The sequence below is a fragment of the Streptomyces sp. NPDC088147 genome, assembly GCF_044741565.1.
GTDB lineage: Bacteria > Actinomycetota > Actinomycetes > Streptomycetales > Streptomycetaceae > Streptomyces.
On the sequence record NZ_JBIUSY010000008.1, the window covers coordinates 260,479 to 285,731 of the forward strand.

Below are 25,253 nucleotides of genomic sequence, written 5' to 3' on the forward strand. Positions count from 1 at the left end.
CGAGCATGTCACCGACGCGATGAAGGCCCCGGACCTGATCCGGCTGAGCCCCAATGTGGTGCTCGCGCGCTTCGAGACGATGAAGGTCTACGCGGCGCTCGGCGCGGTCCGTACGCTGCTGCGGCGCGGCCGTATCGTGCCCGGACAGACACTCATCGACAGTTCGAGCGGTATCTACGCGCTGGCGCTGGCGATGGCCTGCCACCGGTACGGACTGCGGTGTCACATCGTGGCGTCCACCACGGTCGACGCGGTGATGCGGGCGCAGTTGGAGGTGCTGGGCGCGACGGTCGACCAGATGCCCCCGTCGGAGAGTCTGCGGCTCGATCAGGAGCGGCGGGTGCGGCACGTGCGCGAACTGCTGGCCCGCAGGCCGGACTTCCACTGGATGCGGCAGTACCACGACGCGGTGCACTACGCGGGCTACCGGGAGTTCGCCGAGCTGGTCACGACGGCGCTGCCGGACCGGTCGCTGACCGTCGTGGGCGCCGTCGGCACCGGCGCCTCCACCGGCGGTCTGGTCCGGGCGCTGCGGGAGCCGGGGCACGGCTCCGGGCGCGCGGTGCGGCTGGTGGGCATCCAGCCGTTCGGCAGTGTGACGTTCGGCAGCGAGCGCTTCAGCGATCCGGAGGCGATCATCGCGGGGATCGGCAGCTCGATCCCGTTCGGCAACGTCCGGCACGAGCTGTACGACACGATGCACTGGGTGGACTTCCGGCATGCCATGGCGGGCGCGGTGGGTCTGCTGCGCGAACACGCCGTCTTCGCCGGGCTGTCGACGGGCGCCGCGCATCTGGTCGCGTCGTGGGAGGCGGAGCGCGACCCGGGACGGCAGCATCTCGTCATCGGCGCGGACACCGGACACCGGTACGTGGAGCGGGTGTTCGCCCGGCACGCCGAGGCCCTGGAGCCGCGCACGCTGCGACCGCGCAGGATCCACGCCCTCGACGACCTCGGTCCGCCGTGGTCGGTGATGGAGTGGGCGCGCCGCCCGCACAAGGAGCCCGTGGTGGCGGAAGTCGGTTCGGAAGGGGACGCGTTGTGACCATCGCCGCGCTGGAGTCACTGTCGTTCGGACTGGCCCGGATGGCCGCCGCGGCCGACGGAGCGGGGCACCGGCTGACCCTGCTCACCCGCGACCGGTCGGTGTACCGGCACGAGCTGGACACACTGCCGGACGACGCGCCGCTGTCCGTCGTCGACGTCGACACCTTCGACCCGGCCGCGACCCGGCGGGCGCTCGCCGCCCTGCCCGGACTGGCCGGTCTTCTCAACACCACGGACACGTGGAGTGTGCCGGCCGCCGCTCTCGCGGCCGAGTTCGGCCTGCCGGGGCCCGATCCCGAGGCGGTACGGCTGCTCCGTGACAAGGCGCGGGTCCGCGAACTGCTGCACCGCCACGGACTGAGCAAGAGCCCCGCCGTGCCGGTGGCGCCGGATCCGGACAGTGCGGGCGAGGTGCTCCGTACGCTCGCGCCGCCACTCGTCCTCAAGGACTCGGCGGGCACGTCGTCCCGTAACGTCTGGGTGGTCAGGGACGAGGAGGAGCTGCGCTCCGCGCTTCGCGATTCGGCTCAACAGGCCCTCACGGGAAGGCTGTTCGCGGAGTCGTTCCTCGCCGGGCCGCTCTACAGCGCGGAGACGCTCAGCTGGGCCGGGGAGACCCGGCTGCTGGGGGTGCTCAGCCGGCAGACCTCGCGGGACATCGCCGTACGGGAGGAGGCCGCCGCCTTTCCCGTCGCGCTGCCGTCGGCCGAGCGGGGCGAGATCGAGGCGTGGGTGGGCCGGGTGCTGCGCACGGCGGGGCACGACGGCGGCTTCGCCCATGTGGAGTTCATCCTCACCGGCCAGGGGCCCGAGCTGGTCGAGATCAACCGGCGGATCGGCGGCGCCCTGGTCGGGGAGGCGCTGTGCCGGTCCCTGGGGACGAATGTGTACGAGGCGATGATCGAGGCCGCGCTCGGGCACCGGCCCCGGCTCATGGATGAGCCACTCGGCCACTCCGGCGCCGCGTGCGGTTTCGTGCTCGTCTATCCGGACCGGCCGGGGACCCTCGTGGGCTGGCAGGGGCTCGATGAGCTGGGTGCCTATCCGGGGGACGTGGGCTGGTACCCGGTCAGGGCGCCGGGGGACGAGATCCATACCGTGGCCGACCAGCGCGGCTGCACCGGCATGGTGCTGGCCGAGGCGGCCACCGCCGAGCTGGCGCTGCACCGGGCGGCGAGCGCCGCGGCGCGTGTGCGTCCCGTCCTGGCTCCTGCCCGGGTCGCCGATGGCGGGACGTGAGGGCGGGCCCACACACGCGGCCGGCGGACGGAGGAGCGGCGGCGAGGCCGGGCACGAGCGGGCCGGCGGGAGGTGGCGGCCGGGCGGTCCGCGGTCGTTCCTGCTGGTCTGCTCGTTCCTGATCACGCTGGGCAGCTTCGCCGTACTGCCGTACATGTCGGTGCTGCTGCACCAGCGGCTGGGGCTCGGGCTGGGCACGGTCGGGTTCGTGCTCGCCGTCGCCTCGCTGGTGCAGTTCTCCGGCGGGGTGGTCGGGGGCGCCCTGGCCCGGCGGATCGGGCTGCGCGCCACGATGCTGGTGGCGCTGGCCGTGCGGACGGCGGGTTTCGCCGCGTTCGTGCCGGGACTGAACAGTCCGTCGGCCGCGATCGGCGCGCTGTTCCTGGTGTCGTGCGGGGCGGCGCTGTATCTCCCCGCGAACAAGGCGTATCTGGTGGAGGGGGCGGCCGAGTCGGAGCGGCCCCGGCTGCTGTCGGCGAGCGGTTCGGCGTTCAACGCGGGCATCGCGCTGGGCCCGCCGGCCGCGGCGCCGTTCGTACTGACCTCGCCGGACGCCCTGTTCGCCGGTGTCACCGCGCTCTTCGCGGTGGTCGGGCTCGGGCACGCGCTGCTGCCGGCCGCGTCCTCCGGGCCCGGCGCGAGCCATCCGCGGGCGGACGAGGATCGCGCCGTGCGGGCGGGGAGTCCGGGCGGGGACGGACTGCCGTTCGTGGTGACCGTACTGAGCGTGTACGTCTTCATGTTCTTCCAGCACTATCTGGCGCTCTACGCCGTCCCCCGTACGTCGGCGTCGTTCTACGGCGCCGTGCTGATGGGGTACGCGTGTCTGCTGGTGGTCGCGCAGCCCCTGTTGTCGGAGTGGATCGCCGGGCTCTCCTACCGGCGCGCGATGCGCGTGGGCTTCGGCGCGATGGCCGCCGGGACCGCGGTGATCGGTGCCGGCGGGCGGACGGGGATCGGCGTGGGGGCCGCGCTGATCTGTCTGGGCGAGATCGTGCTCTTCCTCAAGAACGATCTGGAGGCACTGGACCGCTCGTCCGCCGTCCCCGCCGTGGTGTTCGGCCGGCAGCGGCTGGCGGCGGGGATCGGCGCGTTCGCCAGTGGGGTGGCGGGCGGTCAGCTGTACGGCGCGGCCGAGGACATGGGGACGGCGCGCGGCTTCTGGTTCGCGGTCGCGCTCCAGGCTCTGGTCCTGCCGGTGCTGCTGGTCCCGCTGGCCGCTGCGGTGCGCCGCCGGTACGCCGGCTCCCGGCCGGAGAAGCGCACGACGGCCGATGGCGGTCCGCGCCGTACCTGAACCGGCCGACAGCGGTCCGCGCCGTACCTGAACCCCAGGACGGCGCGGACCGGGCCGAGCCTTACCGGGACGCCGCGCGAACGAGCAGCAGCCCGGGGTCACAGTCCGCCAGCCATACGGCGGTGAGGTCGCGCCGCGCCCGTGCGACCCGTGAGCGCACCGTACCGACGGGGCAGCCCGCGGCGTCGGCGGCCTCGGCGTACGAGAGCCCCAGCACCTGCGTCAGCACGAACGCCTGCCGCCGCGCCGGGTCCAGCGCGCCCAGCGCGTCGAACACCGCGACGCCCTCGTCGAAGCCCGGCAGTTGGCGCGGCTGGGCTCGCTCGGCGGCGCTCTGCCAGTCGGTGGTGTCGGCGAGCCGGGGCCGGGCGGCGGCGCCCCGGTACCGGTCGATGACCACGCACCGCGCTATCGACAGCAGCCACGTGCGCGCGCAGGAGCGGCCGGCGAACTTCGCCAGGCTGGTCAGGGCCCGCAGATAGGTCTCCTGGGCCAGATCGTCGGCCCCGGGCACATCGGCGGTGAGATGCGCGACGAACCGGCGTACGTCGTCGTACGTCGCGTGCACGAACCGCTCGGCGGCCTCGCGGTCGCCCGTGCCCGCCGCCAGTGCCCAGGCGGTGATCTGCCGATCACGGTGGGCGGACCTGACACCCGGTGAGCCGCCTTCCGGGGCGCGGGGCGTGGCGGCGGGAGTGCGGGGAGCGGGAGCGGCGGCGGGGGCGGCGCGTCTCGCGCCGCGGGCAGGGGGATTCATCGTCGGAGCAGGGCACATCGCAGATGGTCCTTCGTGTCCTCGCGGAGCCGCGCCGGACGCGGTGGTCCGCGCGGCTCCATCGGTGGCCGGTCCCCCGCGGTGGCGCCGCTGGCGACCGGCATGCCTGTGAACAGGCACGCGTACGCGCCTGGAAGGACCCTCGGCCGGCGCGCGCGGCACGGCGCGGACGGACGAAGGGTCAGCGAAGGGACGGAAGGACCGGCGGACCCCGGCGGGTGATGCTCCGCAGAAGGACGAGCGGGCGCGGCCCGCGCCGCGGCCTGCCCGGGGTGCGGACCGGCGTACGCGGCGCGGCGAACCCCACGCCGGTCAGCACCCGCCAGGCGAGCAGCAGCGGTGCGGCCACGAACAGCGTGAGTGTGCGGCCCAGTTGGAGGACCGCCGACTCGCCGCGCCACAGCCACCAGCCGCACAGCAGTCCCGCGACGAAGTGGGCCGCCGCCATGCCCGAGGTCAGGGAATGGCCGTCGTAGGCCAGGACGAGCGCCAGGACATCCTGCGGCGCCTCACCCATCCCGGAGTGGGCGTGCGCCATCGCCGTGGCGGAGCGGCCCTCCCCCGGCATCCCGGTGGCGGGCGCCGCCGTCCCGGCGGATGGCGGAAACGTATGGGTCCAGCTGAACAGCGCGTGCAGGATCAGCTGCCCCACGGCGCTCGCCCCGGCGAGGGCCAGAACCCCGCGCTCCCGCCCGGCGAGCCACCATCCGGCGCCGCCCGCCATGAGCAGGGCGAGGGCCAACACGGTCCGGGGCAGCGGGACTTCGGAACTCAGGGCATGTCCGAGACCGGACACCGCTACGCACACGACCGCGAAGATCGCGGCACGTGTGAGGCGGAATGCGGGCCCGGCTCCCATGGCTGACATCGTGTCACCCGGGGCCGGGCTTCGGAACAGAGCGGCTGATACGGATACGTCGATGGTTCGCCCGTTATAGAACGACACCAAGAGATGTGATCCATGTCACAGGAAGCCGCCGGGAACTTTCCCGGCCCGGCGGCCGACTGCTCCGGTATGAAGTCGTCCCCCGCGTCCGCCGTCCCCGAGCCGAGCGAACCGGCCGAACCGGCCGAAGAGCCCGTCGCCGCCCCGGGCCGACGGCCTCCCCGGCCCACACTCCGGTCCGACCTCAGGGCGTCGGTCCCCGACGGACTGATCGCGCTGGTGGTGACCGCCGCCGTCTTCGCGCTGCTCTACGCCCGGATCCGGGCCAAGACGTCGTCGACCGTCACCGTCATGCCCTTCATGGCGGACGCGGGCGGCTTCTGGATGTACTTCCTCAGCCAGGCGTTCGGCTGGGCGGCACTGCTCTGGGCGTGGGGCACCGTGATTCTCGGTCTGCTGCTCTCCGGGCCCCGCCCGAAGCGGCTGCCGCTCTCGGGCCCCCGGCTGGAACGGCTGCACCGTACGACGAGCCTCAACACGATCGCGCTCATCGCCGCACACGCCCTGCTGTTCGCCGCCGAGTTGGTACGGCACGACACCGTGCGGTGGAACTCCCGGCTGTGGACGGCCTTCATCGAGGCATTCGTGCCGGGCGGCTACGACTCGGGCACGGGGCAGATCGCGATGCCGGTCGGCCAGGCCGCGCTCTATCTGGCGGTCCCGCTGGGGCTGCTCTTCTACGTCAGACACCGCATCGGCCCCAAGACCTGGCGCGTACTGCACCGCTTCGTGATCGTCGTCTACATCCTGAGTGTCTGGCACACCCTGCTGTACGGAACGAACGTCTGGTACGACGGGTGGTTCCGCACCTCGGTCTGGCTGCTGCAACTGCCCATCGCGGCCCTGCTGCTCGTACGGCTGCTGCGTCCGGCCCGCCGCTCCGAGCAGTTGGCGCTCCCCGGCGGCGGAACCGGCACTGGGGGCGCGGGCTGGCGGACCTGGTCCGGCTGGTCCCTGCGGCTCGTCGGGCGCGTCGCCGTGGCCGGTGTCGTCGTCGCGATCCTGGCGGTCGTGCTCAGTGGGAGGGACGGCGGTCGCACCATCCCGCCCGCCGATACGTCCTCCACCCACAACCACGACTGAGCGGCTCGGAGCGGGTTGGCACCGTACCCGGCTCCGGGCCCGCCCGCTTCCATCCTTCTCCGTGCCCGACTGTCGTGCCCGTGCGAACCGTGGCCCCCCACGGAACCGTCGCGCCCTCCCGCGACGTTTCCCGGGCAGTGTCACCACCGCACCGGGGTGACACTGCCCCGAGGCGGACGGACGGTACCGATGAGCGAGTTGGTTCCCGGCGGTAACATGCCGCTGCCGGACACGGAGCTGTGGTTCCGCGTCACCGGCCCCTTCGATCTCTCCGTACTGATCACCGGCGACAACGGAAAGGTCGCCGGTGACGGCGATTTCGTGTTCTACAACCAGCCCTCGGCCCCCGGTGCCCGGCTGCGCGCCGACGGCATCGGGCTGGATCCCCGGCGGCTGCGGCCCGGCGCGAGCCGGGTCACCGTGGTCGTCAGCCCGGCCGAGCCCGGCACTCCCCTCGGCCGGCTGCCCGCCCCGGCGCTGACGGTCACCGGGGCCGGCGCACGCGTCCTGGCCCGGTTCGCCCCCGCGCGCCCGGCGCATGAGACGGTGCTGCTGCTGGCGGAGATCTACCGGCGCGGCGCCACATGGAAGCTGCGCGCGCTCGGCCAGGGGTACGCGGACGGGCTGGCCGGAATCGCCCGTGACTTCGGCGTCGAGGTCGCGCAGGAGGTGCCCGGTCCCGTAGCGCCGTCCCCCGTCGCGGTGCCGGCCGTCGCGGTGCCTCAGGCGAGCGGTATGGAGGCGGAGTTCGTGGGGCTCGTCCGGGCCGCCCGGATCGGGGCGGGGGCCACGCCCGTGACCCTGGACGGGCGGCTCTCGGCCGCCGCGCGGGCCCACGCGGCGGTGATGGCGGGACAGCGGCGGCTGAGCGCGGACGGCCCCGACGGTCTCTCGGTCTTCCAGCGGATCACCGCGGGCGGCTACCGCTATCTCCGTATCGACCAGCAGCTCGTCTCCGGGCCGCGTACCGCCGCCGAGTTCCTCGACTACTGCCTCACCGACGGCGCGACCCGGCGCCCGCTCCATGACGCGGCCCTGACGGACGCGGGCATCGCCCGGCACCACGACTCCCGCTCCGGTGACGTCTACTGGACGGCGCTGTGGGCGGCGCCGTTCACCGCGGACGGTCTGCTGCGGACAGCGGCGGAGGTCCTCTCCCTCACCAACACCGAGCGCACCCGGGCCGGACTCCGTCCGCTGGCCGGTGACACCCGGCTGGCGACGGCCGCGCAGGCGTACAGCGCCGACATGGCCGCGCGCGCCTTCTACTCACACACCTCGCCCGAAGGGCTCGCGCCGTGGGACCGCGCCGCCGCCGCGGGGGCCGCGCACCGCGGCATCGGTGAGAACATCGCCTGCGGTCAGCGCGATCCGCGCGAGGTGGTCCGGGGCTGGATGGACAGCCCCGGGCATCGGGCCAATATCCTCGAGCCCGGCTTCACCCACCTGGGAGTCGGCTTCGCGGGCGGCGGACCGGCCGGGACGTACTGGACGCAGCTCTTCGGCCGGACCTGACCGCCGTGGCGCTCGGCCGGTTCCCGGGGCCGCTCAGCCGGATCGCACCGCGGTCACGGTGAAGGTGTCACCGCAGACGACCGGCGTCGAGGTACGCAGCGTCATGGCGTCCTTGGAGCCGGGCGGATAGATCTTGAGGAGGCTGGGAGCGGCCCAGCAGGAGGAACCCTTGATGCCCTTGTTCAGGGTGTGCAGGGTGACGTCCGCGGTGCCGCCGCGAGCGAGGGTCACCGCGGGCAGCTGCCCGCCCTCGCGGGTGGCCGGCCTGCCTATGGTGGCGCCGTCGCCCGCGAGCAGGGAGACACCGGGGAAGCCGCGCAGCACGCACGCGCCCGCTCCGTTGTTGACGAGCCGCAGGTCGTAGCGGATATTGCCGGCGCCCGCGTCCGGGGCGCTCAGGCTCAGCCCCAGCTGGTCCGCCGTGCACCGCGGTGAGGCGGCGGCCGCCTGCCCGGTACCGCTGTGCCGCGCCGAGGGCGGGGCGCTGGACGCGCCGGAGGCCCCGTCGCCGCTCTCCGTGGCGGAGGAGGACGGAGGCGAGGAGGCGGATCCGCCGGAACCGTCGGGGGCGGACGCCGCGGAGCCGCCCGAGCCGCCACCGCCACCGCACGCCGCGGTCGCGACGGCCAGCAGCGTCACGGACGCCGCCATGGCACCCCTCCGCCACACCCGCCCGGCCCGTGCCCGCCGTGGCCTGCCCGTTTCCTGGTCCCCGGCCGGGCCCGGGTGCTGCCCCGGGCCCTGGGCCTGTTCCTGGGATGACGTCCTGAAGGTCTGGAAGTGACCGGACACTCTGCCCACCTGCCCCTCGCGTCGTACGGATGCCCGTCGTACGTATACCCGCAAAAGCGAGGAGCGCTCGGACCCGCGGCGGAGCCGGGGCACGGCGGCCGCTGAGCCGGCCCCGAGGCGCGGCGCGGGATCATCCGCTCGGTTCCGGACCACCGGAGGAATCGACCGCGCGACGACGCCACGTTCCCGCCGACCGAGTGGCGGCCACCCCGTCCGTGACGGCGGCGGTCTCCGCCCCGGGCAGCCGCCGGGCGCGGAGTCCCTCACCCGGTCCGGGTACGGGCCGCGTCCTCTCCCCGGGACCCGGGGGTACGAGCAGCAGACCGAGGGTGATCCAGACGTAGGCGTTCGCGCCGAGGAACGCGGCCGGTCCGGTCGAGTCCCAGCGCCAGAGCCAGACGACACTGCTGCACAGGACGACGTACAGCGCGGCGCACACGACCAGCGACCGCCGGCGCGCGCCGGGCTCCCGGCTCAGCGCGGAGTCCGTCAGGACGAGCAGGGCCGGGATCAGCCAGACCAGGTGATGCACCCAGGTGACGGGGCTGACCAGGCAGGCGGCGAGGCCGGTGAGGGCGAATCCGGTCCTGTCGTCGCCGTCGCGGACGGCGGCGCGGGCGCGGTACGCCCAGACCGCGAGGACGGCCAGGACGCACACCAGCCACACCAGCCGGCTCGGATGGTCCTCCGGCTGGAGCCGGGCCAGGACGCCTTGCAGCGACTGGTTGGAGACATAGCCGAGCGAGCCGACCCGGTCGGTGTCCCACAGGGCGACGGTCCAGAAGGTCCGGGAGGCACCGGGATCGATCAGGTCGGCGAGCAGGGTGGCCGCGCCCGCCGTACCCGTCGCCACCCCGGCCTGCCGCCGGCGGCCGGTGATCAGCAGATAGCCGATGAACAGCGCGGGCGTGAGCTTGATCGCGGTGGCCAGCCCGATGCCGATGCCCGCGTACCGGCCGCGCCCGGTGGCCAGCAGCCGGGCGTCGGCGAAGACGAGCGCGACGAGCAGCAGATTGACCTGGCCGAAGCTGAAGGTGTCGCGGACCGGCTCGAACAGGGCGAACAGACACCCGGCCACGACGAACACGAACCAGGGCCGCCGGTCCCCGCCGCGCTCCGTACCGGTGCCCGGGTCCGCGCGCCGGGCGACCAGCCGCCGCACGGCCGGACCGGCCAGCCAGCGCAGCAGCAGCGCCGAGGCCACGGCGCTCAGCACGGCGCTGATGCCGATGGCCACGTGCCAGGAGACCAGCGCCATCGGCAGCATGACCACGGCGGCGAAGGGCGGGTACGTGAAGCCGTACTGCGTGCCGGGGCGGAGGTAGTCGTAGATCCGGCCGTCGTGGTGGATCCAGTCGTTGACCGTGCCGTAGTAGACGCCGACGTCGAAGAAGCCCCGGTGCAGGGGAACGGTCGCCAGGAAGACCGCGGTGGCCACGACGAGGGCCGCCGCGATGGCCGGCCGTCGTCCGGTGGCCGCCCGTGTCGTCAGCGCGTCGCGTACTCGACTCATGACGCCACCCGCGCCCGGGAGTGGACCGTGCCGGGGTCGGACATCTCGAACATCCAGTACAGCGCGATCAGGCCGAACGCGGTGCCGCCCACGGCGAGGGTCAGCTGCATGGCGTCCGGTGGGGATCCGCTGGGCAACAGGGCCAGCGCGAGTACGCCGCTGCCGGCCGCGGCCCAGCGCCGTACCCGCCCGTCGGGCGCGGCGGCGGCGATCAGGAACAGCCCCCACAGCGCGTACCACGGCCGGAAGGCCGGACCGAGCGCGAAGACCGCGAGCAGACTCAGCGCCAGTGCGTAGACCGGTCCCAACGGCACCCGGCGCAGCCAGAGCACCACGACGGCACCCGCTGTGGCCAGGAGGCCGAACCACCGCCACGCCGGTATGGCCCGGTCGGCGAGTCCGCTGCCCACGGTGTCCAGCAGGGTGCCGGTGAGCCGGCCGAGCGTGCTGGTCAGCGACCAGTTGTCGGGCGACACGGGAGTGGAGAGCGTGCCGAGCCAGCCGTAGCCGGTGCCGGTCGCGGCCGTGACGAGGGCGGTGGTGGCCAGGGCGACGGCGCAGGTCAGCGCGGTGGCTCTGACCGTACGCGCGCGGCCGGTGAGCCGGTCCGCCCAGAGCGCCGCCACCGCGAGGAGCCCCAGCGCCGCGGGTGCCTTCACCAGCGCGGCCAGCGCGACGACGGCCGTGGCCGCGGCGGGGCGGCCGGCGAGGGCCGCCACGAGTCCGGCGCCGAGCAGGCCCAGCATGAGGGCGTCATTGTGGGCTCCCGCGATGAGGTGCAGCAGTACGAGGGGGTTGAGCGCGCCGAGCCAGAGGGCGGCGGAACGATCGACGCCGCAGCGGTCGGCGAGCAGCGGCAGGAAGACGATCATCAGCGCGACGCCGAGCAGCGCGACCAGCCGCATGCCGAACACCCCGGCGGACAGGTCGGTATGGGCGAGACCGGACGCTCTGGCGGCGACGGCGAGGAAGACCGGGCCGTACGGGGCGGGTGTGTGCTGCCATACGGGCGCGACCTCGGTGGCGAGGGGGCCGCCCAGCCGCGCGGGCCCGTGGCTGTAGACGTCGATCCCCGCGTCGACCATCGCCCCCTGCGCGAGATAGCTGTACACGTCCCGGCTGAACAGGGGCGGTCCGATCAGCAGGGGCGCCGCCCAGATGGCGAGTGTCACCAGCAGTTCGCGGGGCGCGGGCGGGCGGGGGCGGCGGACCGCGCGGCCGAGCCACCACCAGGCGGCGATCAGCAGGACGAGACCGAAGTACGCGCAGAGCACGCCCAGGGCGGCCCGGCCGGAGGAGGGCAGCAGTGTGTCGCGTACCGGCAGCGCGCCCGCGGTCAGCCCGCCGACGGTGAGCGCGACGGATCCCGCGAGCCCCAGCGTCCGGCATCGGTTCGGGTCCACATCAGCGTTCAGGGCGAGCATTCGTGGAGGCTCGCAGGAGGGGGTGGCCGGAAGACGACGTGATCACCACGGCCGGGTGGCAGGCGCATAGCCGCCGTCTTAAACCGGAACGGGCCCCGGCGGGAAGCCGGGGCCCGTCCGGTGGCCGCCGCTCGGCGGCCCCTGGGGACAGATCAGCTGATCAGGGGGTCAGCGCACGCGCTGTGCGTCGAACCGGCCCACCCAGTACTTCGTGCGGTCGAGATAGACGGTCTCCGCCTCGGCGCCGGTCTTCCCGTACGCGCCGGAGAAGGTCTGGTAGCCGAAACCGGCGGGCGGGTTGGCGGCGGCGGGCTCGATCGAACTGCCCTCGTGCCACTCGTTGAAGGAGGTGACGGAGACCCAGGTGGGCGATCCGCCGATGGCCGGGTCGAGCGCGTTGTTCCACTCCTTGTCATAGGTGGCGCCGTTGTCGCGGCCGAGCGTGGGGGTGGTGTTGCCGGGTACCGCGCGGTCGTCGATGTATCCGGGTGCCACCGAGGGCGCCCAGATCAGACCGTTGGCCTTGGCGTAGTCGCCGGCCTGCTTCCAGCCGGGGGCGGTGGCGCCCGCGATGCCGTCGTAGGTGTAGAGACCCGAGAAGTGGGCGATCTTGGAGGTGTCGGTGGTCTGCGCCAGGACCGTGTTGTTCTGGGTGACCTGGTCCAGGGCGGCCCAGTCCGTGATCTTCAGGCTCTCGAAGATGTAGAAGGCCGGGCGGTTGTTGTGTTCGGCGTCGCGGTAGTACGCGGGGTGGCTGCCGTAGGTGGAGTTGAGGTACTGGATGTCGGAGACGACGGAGGCCGCGGTGCGCCCCGCGTACGGCTCGATGTGCCAGGCCACCTTGACGCCCTGCTGCTGGGCCGCGTCCAGCACGCCCTTGGCCAGGGTGTCCTCGTAACCGCCCCTTCCCCACCAGCTGTAGACGATGACGCCGGCGCCCGACTGCTTGACCCACTGCATGTGCTGGGCGACGGCTCCGGCGAAGTCACCGGAGTCGTACGCCCCCAGCTTCGGGTACAGGTCGGCGCCGACGTCCTGCGGTGGGGTGCGACCGCCCTGCTGCCAGTGACGGTAGCTGCCGTTCTTCACCGGGCTGCCGTACCACGGGTAGTAGAAGAGATGCACATTCGACGACAGGGCGGCGGTCGCCGCCTGCTTCTCCAGGGTGAAGGTGTCGATGTCGAAGAGGGAGCCGGCCCCGCCGGTGAAGGTGAGGAAGACCGGTCCCGTCGGCGTGCCGGTCAGCGCGGTGGAGACGGAACGGAAGTTCTCCCAGCCGCCGGTGTTCGGTACGGCCAGTGAACCGAGCACTGGTCCGGTGGCTGATCCGGAGCGGACCTGGATGGTGCCGCCGGAACCGCCCGAGGAGACCTTGGCCGTGAAGGTCCTGGTCCCGGCGAGCGAGGTCTGGGAGTAGCCGGCCCAGTCGCCGTTCTCGATGTAGCCGAGGGTCCTGCCACCGCTGGCGGAGGCGTGGTCGGCGGGCTGCACCCCGGAGGACGAGGTGTACGACTCGCCCTCGAAGGTCGACGACGGTGTGCCGGTGCCGCCGAGTTCCTTGATCCGGATGTTGCGGAACGACACGTCGTCGCCGGTGCCGTGGTTCTGGATGCCGATATGGCCCTGCGCCAGGGACCGGGCGGGGTCGGTGTTGGTGAAGTCATTGATCTTCACACCGTTGAGGAAGACCTGGAGCCGCTCCCCCTCCACCCGGATCTCGTATCCGTTCCACTCCCCCGGCGGGTTGAGGGCGCCGTCCCGCGCGGCGATGTCGGCCGACTTGAAGCCGTAGACCGCGCCGGTGGTCCTGTCCGCGGCATCGGTGGCGTCGATCTGGATCTCGTAGCCCTGGTTCACCGCCGAGTTGGGGTCGTCGGAGGCGGGGAAGCCCACGAAGACACCGGAGTTGTCGTCTCCCTGCGCCTTCCAGTCGAGCTTGAGGGAGTACGCCTTGTACTCCTTCGCGCGGTACCAGAACAGCCCCATGCCGCCCTGCGAGGAGAGGGTGGCGTCGGTGTTGGTGAAGCTGCCGGGACCGGCCTGCGACCAGCCGGTGGTCGAGCCGTTGTAGAGCGCGGTGTAGCCGCTCTCCGGCCGGCAGTCGGCCTTGGCGAAGCCCGCCGCGTACCGGATTCCGCCGAGGAGCAGGGAGCGGAAGGCCGGGTCGGTGTACGACTCGGCGGTGTGGCCGAGGCCGGTGTAGAACGACCGGCCGCTGCCCTGGGCGTGGCACCAGGTGATGGGGTGGTCGCCGCTCATCTCCCCGCCGCTGTAGCTGCTTTCGTCGAGACTCTGCAGCACGCGCACGTTGTTGCGAGGATTGGTCCGGTAGTTGTACCACTCATCGGTCCTGGACCAGGTCTGGCCGAGGTGGGCGGTGGCCGCGTGGGACCGGTCCTCGGTCTTCAGCGTGGCCTGCTGGATCGCCGGGTGGCTCTTGAACCAGGCGCCGACGATCCCCTCGTACTGCGGCCAGCCGTACTCGGTGTCGGCCGCCGCGTGCACGCCGACATAGCCGCCGCCCCCGTCGAGGTACGACTGGAGGGCCGACTGCTGGGAGTCGTTGAGCACATCGCCGGTGGTGCTGAGGAACACCACCGTCTTGAACTGGGCCAGGTTGGCCGTGGTGAAGGCCGCGCTGTCCTCGGTGGCCGTGACGGTGAAGTTGTTGGCCGCACCGAGATCACGGATGGCCTGGGTACCGGCCGGGATGGAGTCGTGACGGAAGCCCGCCGTCTTGGAGAAGACGAGCACCTTGTAGGCGGGGTCGGCGGCCTGCGCGGTCACGGCCGGTGTCAGGAACGCCCCGATGAGGGCGAGGGCGGTCACGAGGGCCGCGGCCAGCGCCGACGGTATGCGGCGCCGGCGTGCGGAGGGCCGGTGCGGGGGCTGATGCGTCATCATGGTCCCTTTCCCGCGCTTCACTTGGTGAGGGTGAGGGTGTCGATGTCGAACAGGGAGCCCGCGCCGCCGGTGAAGGAGAGGAACAGCGGTCCGGAGGAGGCCGTGCCGGTCAGGGCGGTGGAGACGGTGGTGAAGGTCTCCCAGCCGCCGGTGGGCCGGACGGCAACGGAGCCGAGCAGGGCGCCGGTCGCCGATCCGGACCGGACCTGGATGGTGCCGCCGGCGCCGCCCGAGGAGACCTTCGCGCTGAAGGTCTTGGTCCCGGCCGTGGGCACGGACGCGTACCCCGCCCAGTCACCGTTCTCGATGTAGCCGAGGGTCTTGCCGCCGCTGGCCGGGGCGTGGTCGGCGATCTGGACGCCCTGGGACGAGGAGTACGACTCCCCCTCGACCGTCTGGCCGGTGGCTCCGCTGCCGGTGGTGAAGGTGAAGGCGTCCACGTCGAAGAGGTTGCCCTGTCCCGTGGCGCCCTTGAAGACGAGGAACAACTCGGTCGAGGCGGCGGGCGCGTTGGTGAGGTTGGCGGAGACGTCGGTGAAGGTCTCCCAGCCGCCGGTCGTCGGTACGGTCAGCGTGCCGAGCAGGGTGCCGGTGGCCGATCCTGTGCGCACCTCGATCGTGCCGCCGGGGCCGCCGGAGGAGACCCGGGCCGTGATCTTGTTGGCGTTCCCCACCGCGTAGGGCTTGAAGGAGATCCAGTCACCGTTGTCGGTGAAGCCGACCGTGCTGCCTCCCTCGGCGGGGCCGTGTGCCGCCACCTCTATGCCGGACTGGGCCGAGAAGTGCTCGGCCTGCCGGTGGCGGGGCTGGAGGATACGGATGCTGTGCGAGGTCAGTCCGGCGCCGTCGGTGTACTCGGCGTCGAAGACACCGTAGAGATTGGCGGCGCTGTCGTGCTCACCGTCGGTCGGCACGGCGATGGTTCCGGTGCAGCCGTTCTTCGAGGTGATCGCGTGACGGTGCTCGTCGTGGCCCAGGAGATAGGTGACCTTCACCTTGGCACAGTCGATGGCCCCGTCCTCGGGGTCGGTGACGGTGACCGCGAAGGGCACGGTGTCGCCGAAGGAGAACAGCTCGCCGTCCTTGGGGCCGGTGAGATTGACGGTCGGCGCCGTGTTGCCCGCCGTCACCACCAGGCTCGCCGTGCCGGTGAGGCCCTGCGGATCCCTGACCGTCAGGGTCGGCCGGAAGGTGCCCGTGGTGGTGTAGGTGTGCGACGGGTTGGCCGCGGTGGACGTGGAACCATCACCGAAGTTCCAGGAGTAGGTCAGGGCCTGGCCCTCGGGGTCGGAGCTGCCCGCCGAGGAGAACGCGACGGTGAGCGGGGTCGGTCCCGAGGTCTTGTCGGCCGCCGCGGCGGCGACCGGGTTGCGGTTGCTGCCGCCGACGTACTCGACCCGGTAGAGGGCCTGGTTGTTGGCGCCGGTGCCGTAGTCGAGCACGTACAGCGCGCCGTCCGGGCCGAACGCCTGGTCCATGACCTGGGTGCCGGTCCAGGGGAACGCCTCGATGACGCCGGGAGCGCCGTCGGCCTTCACCTCGATGGCCTTGATCCACTTCCGGCCGTACTCGGCGGCGAAGAAGCGGCCGTTGAGGGACTCCGGGAACTTCACGTTCGAGTTCAGGTTCGCGTCATAGCGGTAGACCGGTCCGCCCATGGGGGATTCGGAGCCGCCGCCGAACTCGGGCGGGGAGCCCGCGTCGCCGCCGTACCTGATCCAGCTCGCCTTGGCCGGGGGCAGCGTGGCCTGGCCGGTGTTGCGGAAGGAGTTGTTGGCCGGGCCGCCGGCGCAGTTGTACTTCGCTCCGGTGGGACCGCTCGGGAAGGTGTACTCACCGTAGGTCTCGGCGGCGGTGTTCGTGCCGGTGCAGTACGGCCAGCCGTAGTTGCCGGGTCCGGTGATGCGGTTGAACTCGACCTGGCCGCTGGGTCCGCGGCCGCCTCCGTCGGTGCCCCCGGCGTCGGGTCCGTAGTCACCGAGGTAGACGATGCCGGTGGCCTTGTCGACCGACATCCGGAAGGGGTTGCGGAAGCCCATCGCGTAGATCTCGGGACGGGTCTGCGCCGTACCGGGGGCGAAGAGGTTCCCCGCCGGGACGGTGTAGCCACCGGCGGCCGTCGGCTTGATCCTGAGGACCTTGCCGCGCAGGTCGTTGGTGTTGCCCGAGGAGCGCTGGGCGTCGAACTGCGGGTTGCGGTCGGTCCGTTCGTCGATCGGCGAGTAGCCGCTCGACTCGAACGGGTTGGTGTCGTCACCGGTGGTCAGATAGAGGTTCCCGGCGGCGTCGAAGTCGATGTCCCCGCCGACGTGGCAGCACTGGCCGCGGTCGTTGGGCACTTCGAGGACGACCTTCTCGCTCGCCATGTCGAGGGTGCCGTCGGTCTTCAGGGTGAACCGGGAGAGGTTGAGATGGCCCTTCCACGGTTCGAAGGAGGCGGCGGAACCGGTGACCGGGGCGTCACCGCCCGGGGTGTTCAGCTTGGGTGAGTAGTACAGGTAGAGATACCGGTTGGAGGCGAAGCCGGGGTCGGCGGCTATGCCCTGCAGACCTTCCTCGTCATGGGTGTAGACGTCGAGCTTCCCCGCCGTCTTGGTGTTGCCCGCGGCGTCGGTGAAACGCACCGTGCCGTCACGGGCGGTGTGCACGACCGCACGGTCGGGCAGCACCGCGAGCGACATGGCCTCGCCCAACTCGGCGGATCCGAGGGCAAGTTGCACCTGCTGGTAGTCGCCGGCCGGAATGGCCGCGGGGGCCGCGGGCGCGGCGGGCGCCGCGGCGACGGAACCGGCTGCGGGGGCGCCGGTCGCCGGGCCGGTGACGACACCGCCCGCGACGACCAGCGCGAGAACGGTGAGCCACCTCGACCATGACCGCTTCCGTTTCGGCGGCCCTGACAGTCCTGACGGTCCAGACATGGAGCTTCCTTCCTGACCTGGTGGGGGGCGTGAGCGAGGCATGCGGGCACGCGAAACCGCGCTGCCGTCTCACTGAGGGGCGAAGCCTGCGTCCACGGGTGATGTCCCGTCACCTGCGGCGCAGTGGAACCGTGTTGGCGGAGGGCTTTCGATGCGGCATCAACGTATTGCGGAAACTCGCGAGAGTTTTGCATGCTGGCAACGGCCACCCTAATTTGTCAAGGCCGTGTCAAAATTCCGGTGCGCACCTCCGGAGCCCGTTCGGGCATCGATGCGCACCCCTGGAGCCCGTTCGGGCACGCCCCGTGGCGGCCCTCGCCATCGCACGACGCGAAGTGGCTGATCCACTCATCCTTTGGGAGGAAGCACCTGGTGTCCCCGCTCCGCCCGGGGCCCGGACACCGGTACCTGCGCTTGTATGAGGCGAATGGACCACATCACGTTTCTGGTGACAGTGGTGATCTTGACCGCCCTGGCGTTCGACTTCACCAACGGATTCCATGACACCGCGAACGCGATGGCGACATCGATCGCCACCGGAGCACTACGCCCCAGGGTCGCCGTGCTGATCAGCGGGGTCCTGAACCTCGCGGGCGCGTTCCTCTCCACCGAGGTCGCCAGAACGATCTCCGGTGGCATCGTGAACGACACCCTGGTCACGCCGGGCATGGTCTTCGCCGGTCTGATCGGTGCCATCCTGTGGAATCTGACGACCTGGCTGCTCGGCCTGCCCTCCAGCTCCTCGCACGCGCTGTTCGGGGGCCTGATCGGCGCCGTGTGGGTGGGCGCGGGGCGGCACGGCGTACATTTCGACCAGGTGATCGAGAAGATCATCCTTCCGGCGATCGCCTCTCCGGTGGTGGCCGGGCTCGCCGCACTGGCGGCCACCTACTTCGCCTACCGGCTGACCGTCCGGGGCCGGGGCGCCTCGGTCGACCGGGGGTTCCGGCTGGGGCAGGTCGTCTCCGCCTCGCTGGTCTCCCTGGCGCACGGCACCAACGACGCCCAGAAGACCATGGGCGTCATCACCCTCACCCTGATCTCCGTGGGCGCGCTGGCGCCGAACTCGGGACCGCCGCTCTGGGTCATCGGCTCGGCCGGGCTGGCCATCGCCCTCGGTACCTATATCGGCGGCTGGCGGATCATCAGGACGATGGGCCGGGGCCTCACCGATATCCGCGCTCCCCAGGGGTTCGCCGCCGAGTCGTCCGCCACGACCGTGATCCTCACCTCCGCCCATCTGGGCTTCGCCCTCTCCACCACCCAGGTCTGCTCCGGCGCCATCCTCGGCGCGGGGCTGGGCCGGAAGCTGGCGGAGGTGCGCTGGGGGATCGCGGGGCGCATGCTCATCGCCTGGTGCGTCACCCTGCCCGCGGCGGCGGCCGTCGGCGCGCTGGCCGCCGTGATGGTCGTCTACGGCGGGACCATCGGCACCGTCGTCATCGCCCTGGCCGCCGCGGCCGTGGCCGTCTTCATCGTGATCGTCTCCCGGCGCCATCCCGTCACACGGGGCAACGTCAACGACGAACGCACCGTCACCGTCCGCTCGGGAAGCGCCAAGGCGAACGCCTGAAAGGGGCAGACCGCATGGCTGTGCACTGGAACGACTTCGGGGAGGTGGCCCTCGTCAGCATCGGGGCCACCGTGGGGGTCGTGATCGTCTTCTCGCTGGGCGTACGCGCCGTGGCGCCGCGGGACGTGAACGGCGTCCGGCGCAGGGACGGAGCCCGGGTCCGTCCGCCCACCGCGGGGGCGAAGGCCGTCGCGGCGGTCTGTTTCCTCGCCTGCGCGGCGGCGGTCGCGTACGGCCTGTATCTGATCGTCCCGCAGTTTCACTGAGCGGCTGCGCCGGCGGGCGCACCCGGGCTCTCTCCAGCGGCCCCTCCGGCGCAGACGCTCCGCCCCTTCGGCGAGGAGCACGGCAGATGGCCATGCGTGCGGACCACGTCCTGCCCGCTGCCGCGCAGCAGATAGTTGAGGAAGCTGGAGACGAGGGAGTCGGCGGGCGGATTCCCGTAGGTGTACGCGTACTCGACCTCCCGGAACGGATAGGCGCTCTCGGTGATGGTGTCGGCGGAGGCGGCCAGTCCGTCCAGACTGAGCGGATGCAGCCCCTTCGGCATGCTGCCGGAGCGCAGCTCGGTGTATCCGATGGCCCCCGGGATGCCGGCGACGGTGGCCAGGACCCGGTCCGTCCTGTCGAGTTCGCAGCGGAAGACCCGGGCGCGCGGGTCGTCCTTGCCGCGGCAGTCGGCCGAGGAGTCGGCCTCCTCGAACTCGCCGCCGAGGACCCTGCGCTGGAAGATGTCGCGGGTCCCCGAGCCGGATTTCCGGCTGGCGAGAATGATGGGCAGATCGGGGCCGCCGAGTCCGGGCGCGTTCCATCGCGTGAGGTCACCGCGGTAGATCCGGCGGACCTGATCGGTCGTCAGACCGGGCAGCTCGACGGAGTCGTTGACGACCAGGGTGTAGACGGAGACGGCGACGGGATTCTCCCGCAGCCAGGGGAAGCCGTCGGTCTTGGGACCGTCGGAGAGCGCGATCAGCGCGGGTGAGCCGTCCTTCGCGGCGGCGCCGCGCTCGTCCAGCTCCTGGATGCCCTCGCGGCTGCTGCGCGCGTCGACGTGCACGGTGGAACCGGCGCAGTCCTTCTCGTACTTGTCCGCGAGTTCCCGGGCGACCGGGTTGAAGGCGGTGGAGCCCGTGATGGTCAGCACGCCCCTCGCGCAGCCCATCGGCGGCCGGACGTCGTCGCGTACGACGATGATCGAGGCGAGTGTGACCACACAGACGGTCAGCAGGACGATGATCAGCCGGGACGCCCTGCTGAACAGGGGCGGGGTGTCGTCGGGGGTCGTACCGCGGTTCGGGTAGACCCCGCCGTCCCTGATGCCACCGGTCACGCGTATCGCGTCGCCGACCCGCCCGCCGGTGAGCAGGACGAGCAGTTTGAAGTACTGGCCCTGGTTGAGCGGCACCCGGGGCAGGTAGACGCTGTCGTCGGCGTGGCGCAGCCCGGCGGAGGGGGTGAAGTGGTCGAGCAGATGGTCGGCGCCGCCCGGCGCGGTGACGGCGATGCCCCGGATGGTGCGGGAGCTGAACTCCACCGTCAGACCGTGGAGTTCACGTCCGGTGTAGTCGGCGTCGGCGATGCTCTGGGAGCCGTCGTTCTCGATGCGCAGCAGTACGAGCGTGGCATCGGAGAGATGCGGGTTGTCCTGGAAGAGACCCAGCCTGACCCCGGCGCGGCCGGTGCGCTCCGCGTTGCTCACCGGGGTGTCCAGCTGGACCCGGTAGCCGATGCGGGTGCGGCGCGGTACGCGCCGCTCGTACCAGAGCACGCCCAGTGAGGCGACGACACCGAGGACCGCGGTACCGACGGCGATGATGTTCTCCGCGCTGAGCCATTCCATGGCCGTGCGCCCCCCTCGAAAACGGACTCGAACAAGCGACCGATAGCGAAATCGTCCGGTCACCGTACGGTCGCCTTGGGCGACGGGTCGCCGACTTCGCCGCTCCGTGCTCTGCTGTTCGCCAAAGGTTCAGCGGGGCTCGGGCGGGACCCGGGCTCCGGGCGGCACCGCCCGTGGGCCGGTTCATAGGACCATCCCGCACTTACCGAAAGCGGCCCGCCTCCGCTATCCAGGTAGGGAGGCTCGTGGGAGAGGCTCGCCACTCGTGTGCGTACCCCTCCCGGAAAGCCTCGCCCCGATTCCCGCGAGGAGGGGATGATGGATACCGCCATACCGGTCTCCGAGGACAGCGCGACGCCCGGCGGAGAGAACGAGAAAGAAGACCCGACGGTCCATATCCTCTGGATCAACGCGGGTCTGAGCTGCGACGGAGACTCCGTATCACTCACCGCGGCCACCCAGCCGAGCATCGAGGAAATAGCCCTCGGAGCCCTCCCGGGACTTCCCAAAGTGGCCGTGCACTGGCCCCTGATCGATTTCGAATGCGGCCCGGTACAGGGCGCCGACAATTTCATCGAATGGTTCTTCAAGGCGGATCGCGGAGAGATCGAACCCTTCGTGCTGGTCGTCGAGGGATCCATTCCGAACGAATCGATCAAGAGCGAAGGCTATTGGTGCGGATTCGGCGACGATCCCGAGACCGGGCAGCCGATCACCACCAGCGAGTGGATCGACCGGCTCGCCCCCAAGGCGCTGGCCGTCGTGGCCATCGGTACCTGCGCGACGTACGGCGGGATCCACGCCATGGAGGGCAACCCGACCGGCGCGATGGGGGTACCCGACTATCTGGGCTGGGACTGGAAGTCCGGGGCGGGCATCCCGATCGTCTGCATCCCCGGCTGTCCTGTCCACCCGGACAACGCGTCGGAGACGCTGCTGTACCTGCTCTACCAGGCCGCCGGATCCGCGCCGATGATCCCGCTCGACGAACAGCTCCGCCCGACCTGGCTGTTCGGCGCGACCGTCCACGAGGGCTGCGACCGGGCCGGCTACTACGAGCAGGGCCAGTTCGCGACCGAGTACGGCTCACCGCAGTGTCTGGTGAAGCTGGGCTGCTGGGGTCCGGTCGTCAAGTGCAACGTCCCCAAGCGCGGCTGGATCAACGGCGTCGGCGGCTGCCCCAACGTCGGCGGCATCTGTATCGCCTGCACGATGCCCGGCTTCCCGGACAAGTTCATGCCCTTCATGGACGAGCCACCGGGCGGTCATGTGTCGGCGGCGGCCAGCGGGGCCTACGGCAAGGTCATCCGCAAACTGCGCGGTGTCACGGCCAGGACCGTCGACAAGGAACCGAAGTGGCGGCGCAAGGGCGACAAGGTCCTGACCGGCTACCACCCCCCGTGGTGAACCGCCCCCCCGTGGTGAACCGCCCTGTGCGGTGAACCGGCCGCGGTGCACCGGCCCCTGGTGAACCGCCCCGCCTCGTGTCCCACCCCGTGGTCCCCTCCCCCTGGTGATCCGGTCCCCCCACCGTTGAGGAAAGGTGCGCACCCCATGGCGCCGACGAAGCGAGCCGAGGACAGCAACGGCCTGATGGAGATGTCCTGGGATCCGATCACCCGGATTGTGGGCAGCCTCGGGATCCACACGAAGATCGACTTCAAGCAGAAGCGGGTGGCGGAGTGCTACAGCACCTCGTCCGTCTTCCGCGGCTACAGCGTCTTCATGCGGGGCAAGGACCCCCGGGACGCGCACTTCATCACCAGCCGTATCTGCGGCATCTGCGGTGACAACCACGCGACCTGTTCGGTGTACACGCAGAACATGGCGTACGGCGTGAAGCCCCCGCACCTCGGCGAGTGGATCATCAACCTCGGCGAGGCCGCGGAGTACATGTTCGACCACAACATCTTCCAGGAGAACCTGGTCGGCGTGGACTACTGCGAGAAGATGGTCCGCGAGACCAACCCCGGCGTCCTGGACCTGGCCGAGCGCACCGAGGCCCCCCACGCGGGCGACCACGGCTACCGCACCATCGCGGACATCATGCGCTCGCTCAACCCGCTGGAGGGCGAGTTCTACCGCGAGGCGCTCCAGGTCAGCCGGGAGACCCGGGAGATGTTCTGTCTGATGGAGGGGCGGCATGTCCATCCCTCCACGCTCTACCCCGGCGGCGTCGGAACCGTGGCCACCATCCAGCTGTTCACGGACTACCTGACCCGGCTGACGCGCTACGTGGAGTTCATGAAGCGCGTCGTCCCGCTCCACGACGATCTGTTCGACTTCTTCTACGAGGCGCTGCCCGGGTACGAGGAGGTCGGCCGGCGCCGGGTACTGCTGGGCTGCTGGGGCGCCTTCAACGACCCCGAGCACTGCGACTTCACGTACCGGAACATGTCCGACTGGGGACGGCGCATGTTCGTCACGCCGGGCATCATCGTCGACGGCAAGCTCATCACCAACGACCTCGTCGACATCAACCTCGGCATCCGGATCCTGCTCGGCAGCTCGTACTACGACGACTGGGCGGGCCAGGAGAAGTTCGTCGAGCGCGACCCGCTGGGCAACCCGGTGGACGGGCGTCATCCGTGGAACCAGCACACCATCCCGGCCCCGCAGAAGCGGAACTTCGAGGACAAGTACAGCTGGGTGATGTCCCCGCGCTGGTTCGACGGTACGGACCATCTCGCGCTGGACACCGGCGGCGGACCCCTCGCCCGGCTCTGGTCCACCGCGCTGTCGGGGCTGGTCGACTTCGGCTATGTGCGCTCGACCGGGCACAGCGTCGAGATCAACCTCCCGCGCACCATGACCAAACCGGAGACCACCTTCGAGTGGCGCATCCCCCAGTGGAGCAACGCCCTGGAGCGCAACCGCGCGCGCACCTACTTCCAGGCGTACGCCGCCGCCTGCGCGCTGCACTTCGCGGAGCGGGCGATGGAGGAGGTCCGCACGGGCCACACCCAGACCTGGGAGAGCTTCGAGGTGCCGGACGAGTCGATCGGCGTCGGCTTCACCGAGGCGGTACGCGGTGTGCTCTCCCACCACATGGTGATCAGGGACGGCAAGATCGCCAACTACCATCCGTACCCGCCCACTCCGTGGAACGCCAGTGTGCGTGACTCCTACGGCACGCCGGGCCCGTACGAGGACGCGGTGCAGAACACACCGATCTTCGAGGAGAACCCCCCGGAGTCGTTCAAGGGCATCGACATCATGCGGGCGGTGCGCAGCTTCGACCCGTGTCTGCCGTGCGGCGTCCATATGTACGTCGGCGGTGGCAGGACCGTCCAGGAGACCCATATGCCCACCGGGCTCAGCGGATTCGCCGGCTGATCCGCGCAGGCGCGGGCCCGCCCGGAGCCGTCCCCACCGGAGGAAAGGCACCGTGACATGGCAGCAACGGCCAAGGAGCAGCAGGCGGGTGAGCACATCGCCGCGCTGCTCGATGATCTCGGGAGATCGATGGGGCCCGCGGGGCGCGATCTCGCGGACGAACTCGTGCACAGCATCGTCGAGTTCTACGGGAGCGGTCTGGCCCGGGTGGTCGAGCTGCTGCGCGACGCACCGGAGGGCGCCGACCCGCTGACCCTGCTCGGCGGCGACGAACTCGTCGGCGGACTGCTGGTGCTGCACGACCTCCACCCCGAGGACACCCTGACCCGGGTGGGCCGGGCGCTGGACGAGGTCCGCCCGTATCTGGGGTCGCACGCGGGCGATGTGGACATCGCCGGGCTCGACCCGCAGGGCGACGAGGGAGCGGACGGACTCACCCTCCGGCTGCGGCTGCGGGGCAGCTGCGACGGCTGTCCTTCCTCCGCGCAGACCGTGCGCTGGACGATCGAGGAGGCCGTGGCCCGGCGCGTGCCCGAGATCTCGAAGGTGGAGGTCGAGGGTGTGACGGAGGAGCGGCCGGGACCGGAGCTTCTCCAGATCATGTCCCGCCCGCCGGACGGCCCGCCGGACACGCCGGCCGGTGAGATGGCCGCAGGTCACGCCGACCGATCGGCGGGCGCTCCGGCCGAGTGGCAGCCGCTGACGGGGCTGCCGGTGCTCGCCGACGGCGAGTCCGCCGTGTACGGGAGCGCGGGCACCCCGCTGCTGCTGGTCCGGCTGCCCGGCAATCTGTACGCGTACCGCGACCACTGTCCGGGCTGTGCGGGCCGGCTGGGCGAGGCGGCGGTCGACGGCGAGCGGCTGCGCTGTCCGTCCTGTGCGGCGGAGTACGACATCCGCCGGGCCGGCCAGGGCGAGCGCGGCCATCTGGAGCCCGTCCCGCTGCTGGAGGAGGACGGCTCCGTACGGGTGGCGCTGCCGGGCATCCTGCTGGGGACGGGGCCATGAAGGCCCGGCCCGGCCCGGCGGGGGGCGTCCCCGTCACGTCGGA

18 protein-coding genes are annotated in these 25,253 nt (G+C 71.6%); 10 read left to right on the top strand and 8 right to left on the bottom strand.

What is annotated here, in order from left to right; translation table 11 throughout:
* The first annotated feature begins 19 nt into the window (after positions 1–19).
* Genes ACIOGX_RS27375 through ACIOGX_RS27385 form a run of 3 tightly spaced genes read left to right on the top strand, consistent with a single transcriptional unit; the run spans position 20 to position 3,583 of the window.
* A complete protein-coding gene (locus ACIOGX_RS27375; protein ID WP_387018962.1) occupies positions 20–1,045 on the top strand; it encodes a pyridoxal-phosphate dependent enzyme in 1,026 nt (341 codons plus the stop codon).
* Positions 1,042–2,286, top strand: coding sequence for an ATP-grasp domain-containing protein (locus ACIOGX_RS27380; protein WP_401917115.1), 1,245 nt, complete (start codon positions 1,042–1,044; stop codon positions 2,284–2,286). The genes ACIOGX_RS27375 and ACIOGX_RS27380 overlap by 4 nt, the downstream gene beginning before the upstream one ends.
* Positions 2,273–3,583 carry an MFS transporter gene (locus ACIOGX_RS27385; protein ID WP_401917118.1) on the top strand — a complete coding sequence of 437 codons (1,311 nt, stop codon included), beginning with the start codon at positions 2,273–2,275 and terminating at the stop codon, positions 3,581–3,583. The genes ACIOGX_RS27380 and ACIOGX_RS27385 overlap by 14 nt, the downstream gene beginning before the upstream one ends.
* 61 nt (positions 3,584–3,644) lie before the next feature.
* Here ACIOGX_RS27385 and ACIOGX_RS27390 read toward each other — a convergent pair whose 3' ends face one another.
* Together ACIOGX_RS27390 and ACIOGX_RS27395 are read right to left on the bottom strand one after the other, a co-directional pair.
* Positions 3,645–4,340, bottom strand: coding sequence for a sigma-70 family RNA polymerase sigma factor (locus tag ACIOGX_RS27390; protein WP_401917121.1), 696 nt, complete (start codon positions 4,338–4,340; stop codon positions 3,645–3,647).
* A gap of 199 nt (positions 4,341–4,539) precedes the next feature.
* Positions 4,540–5,217: a hypothetical protein gene (locus ACIOGX_RS27395; protein WP_387018938.1), complete on the bottom strand. Its 678-nt coding sequence runs from the start codon at positions 5,215–5,217 to the stop codon at positions 4,540–4,542.
* Between the two features lie 156 nt (positions 5,218–5,373).
* On the opposite strand from ACIOGX_RS27395, the gene ACIOGX_RS27400 reads away from it, so the two are divergent.
* The gene (locus ACIOGX_RS27400; protein WP_401917553.1) at positions 5,374–6,387 is read left to right on the top strand and encodes a ferric reductase-like transmembrane domain-containing protein; all 1,014 of its coding nucleotides are present in this window, start codon (positions 5,374–5,376) and stop codon (positions 6,385–6,387) included.
* 189 nt (positions 6,388–6,576) lie between these two features.
* Positions 6,577–7,902: a CAP domain-containing protein gene (locus ACIOGX_RS27405; protein WP_401917124.1), complete on the top strand. Its 1,326-nt coding sequence runs from the start codon at positions 6,577–6,579 to the stop codon at positions 7,900–7,902.
* Positions 7,903–7,935: 33 nt separating this feature from the next.
* Here the strand turns inward: ACIOGX_RS27405 and ACIOGX_RS27410 are convergent, their stop codons facing one another.
* From ACIOGX_RS27410 to ACIOGX_RS27430, 5 genes are all read right to left on the bottom strand, one after another.
* The gene (locus ACIOGX_RS27410; protein ID WP_401917127.1) at positions 7,936–8,553 is read right to left on the bottom strand and encodes a DUF4232 domain-containing protein; all 618 of its coding nucleotides are present in this window, start codon (positions 8,551–8,553) and stop codon (positions 7,936–7,938) included.
* Positions 8,554–8,824: 271 nt separating this feature from the next.
* Entirely contained in the window at positions 8,825–10,207 is a 1,383-nt protein-coding gene (locus ACIOGX_RS27415; protein ID WP_401917130.1) for a glycosyltransferase 87 family protein, read from the bottom strand.
* Positions 10,204–11,631, bottom strand: coding sequence for a polyprenol phosphomannose-dependent alpha 1,6 mannosyltransferase MptB (mptB, locus tag ACIOGX_RS27420; RefSeq protein ID WP_401917133.1), 1,428 nt, complete (start codon positions 11,629–11,631; stop codon positions 10,204–10,206). Before mptB ends, ACIOGX_RS27415 begins: the two co-directional genes overlap by 4 nt.
* Positions 11,632–11,799: 168 nt before the next feature.
* Positions 11,800–14,532, bottom strand: a complete 2,733-nt coding sequence (locus ACIOGX_RS27425) for a ThuA domain-containing protein (RefSeq protein WP_356513758.1) — start codon at positions 14,530–14,532, stop codon at positions 11,800–11,802.
* A 20-nt stretch (positions 14,533–14,552) separates the two neighbouring features.
* Positions 14,553–17,453 carry a carbohydrate-binding protein gene (locus tag ACIOGX_RS27430; protein WP_401917136.1) on the bottom strand — a complete coding sequence of 967 codons (2,901 nt, stop codon included), beginning with the start codon at positions 17,451–17,453 and terminating at the stop codon, positions 14,553–14,555.
* 427 nt (positions 17,454–17,880) lie between these two features.
* Between ACIOGX_RS27430 and ACIOGX_RS27435 the strand changes: the two genes are divergently transcribed.
* The gene (locus ACIOGX_RS27435) at positions 17,881–19,026 is read left to right on the top strand and encodes an anion permease (protein WP_384768340.1); all 1,146 of its coding nucleotides are present in this window, start codon (positions 17,881–17,883) and stop codon (positions 19,024–19,026) included.
* A gap of 14 nt (positions 19,027–19,040) precedes the next feature.
* Positions 19,041–19,292, top strand: a complete 252-nt coding sequence (locus tag ACIOGX_RS27440; protein WP_383970385.1) for a hypothetical protein — start codon at positions 19,041–19,043, stop codon at positions 19,290–19,292.
* Here ACIOGX_RS27440 and ACIOGX_RS27445 read toward each other — a convergent pair.
* Positions 19,286–20,866, bottom strand: coding sequence for a substrate-binding domain-containing protein (locus ACIOGX_RS27445; RefSeq protein WP_401917140.1), 1,581 nt, complete (start codon positions 20,864–20,866; stop codon positions 19,286–19,288). The two genes, ACIOGX_RS27440 and ACIOGX_RS27445, sit on opposite strands and share 7 nt — an antisense overlap.
* 318 nt (positions 20,867–21,184) lie before the next feature.
* Here ACIOGX_RS27445 and ACIOGX_RS27450 point away from each other — a divergent pair, with 318 nt between their 5' ends.
* The 3 genes from ACIOGX_RS27450 to ACIOGX_RS27460 all read left to right on the top strand — a co-directional run bounded on the left by ACIOGX_RS27450 (position 21,185) and on the right by ACIOGX_RS27460 (position 25,210).
* On the top strand, positions 21,185–22,273 hold the full coding sequence (locus ACIOGX_RS27450) for a hydrogenase expression protein HypE (protein WP_356513361.1): 1,089 nt from the start codon (positions 21,185–21,187) through the stop codon (positions 22,271–22,273).
* Positions 22,274–22,420: 147 nt separating this feature from the next.
* Positions 22,421–24,202, top strand: a complete 1,782-nt coding sequence (locus ACIOGX_RS27455; RefSeq protein ID WP_356513359.1) for a nickel-dependent hydrogenase large subunit — start codon at positions 22,421–22,423, stop codon at positions 24,200–24,202.
* 57 nt (positions 24,203–24,259) lie between these two features.
* Complete coding sequence (locus ACIOGX_RS27460) at positions 24,260–25,210, top strand: NifU family protein (RefSeq protein ID WP_401917144.1); 951 nt, start codon at positions 24,260–24,262, stop codon at positions 25,208–25,210.
* The last annotated feature ends 43 nt before the right edge of the window (positions 25,211–25,253 follow it).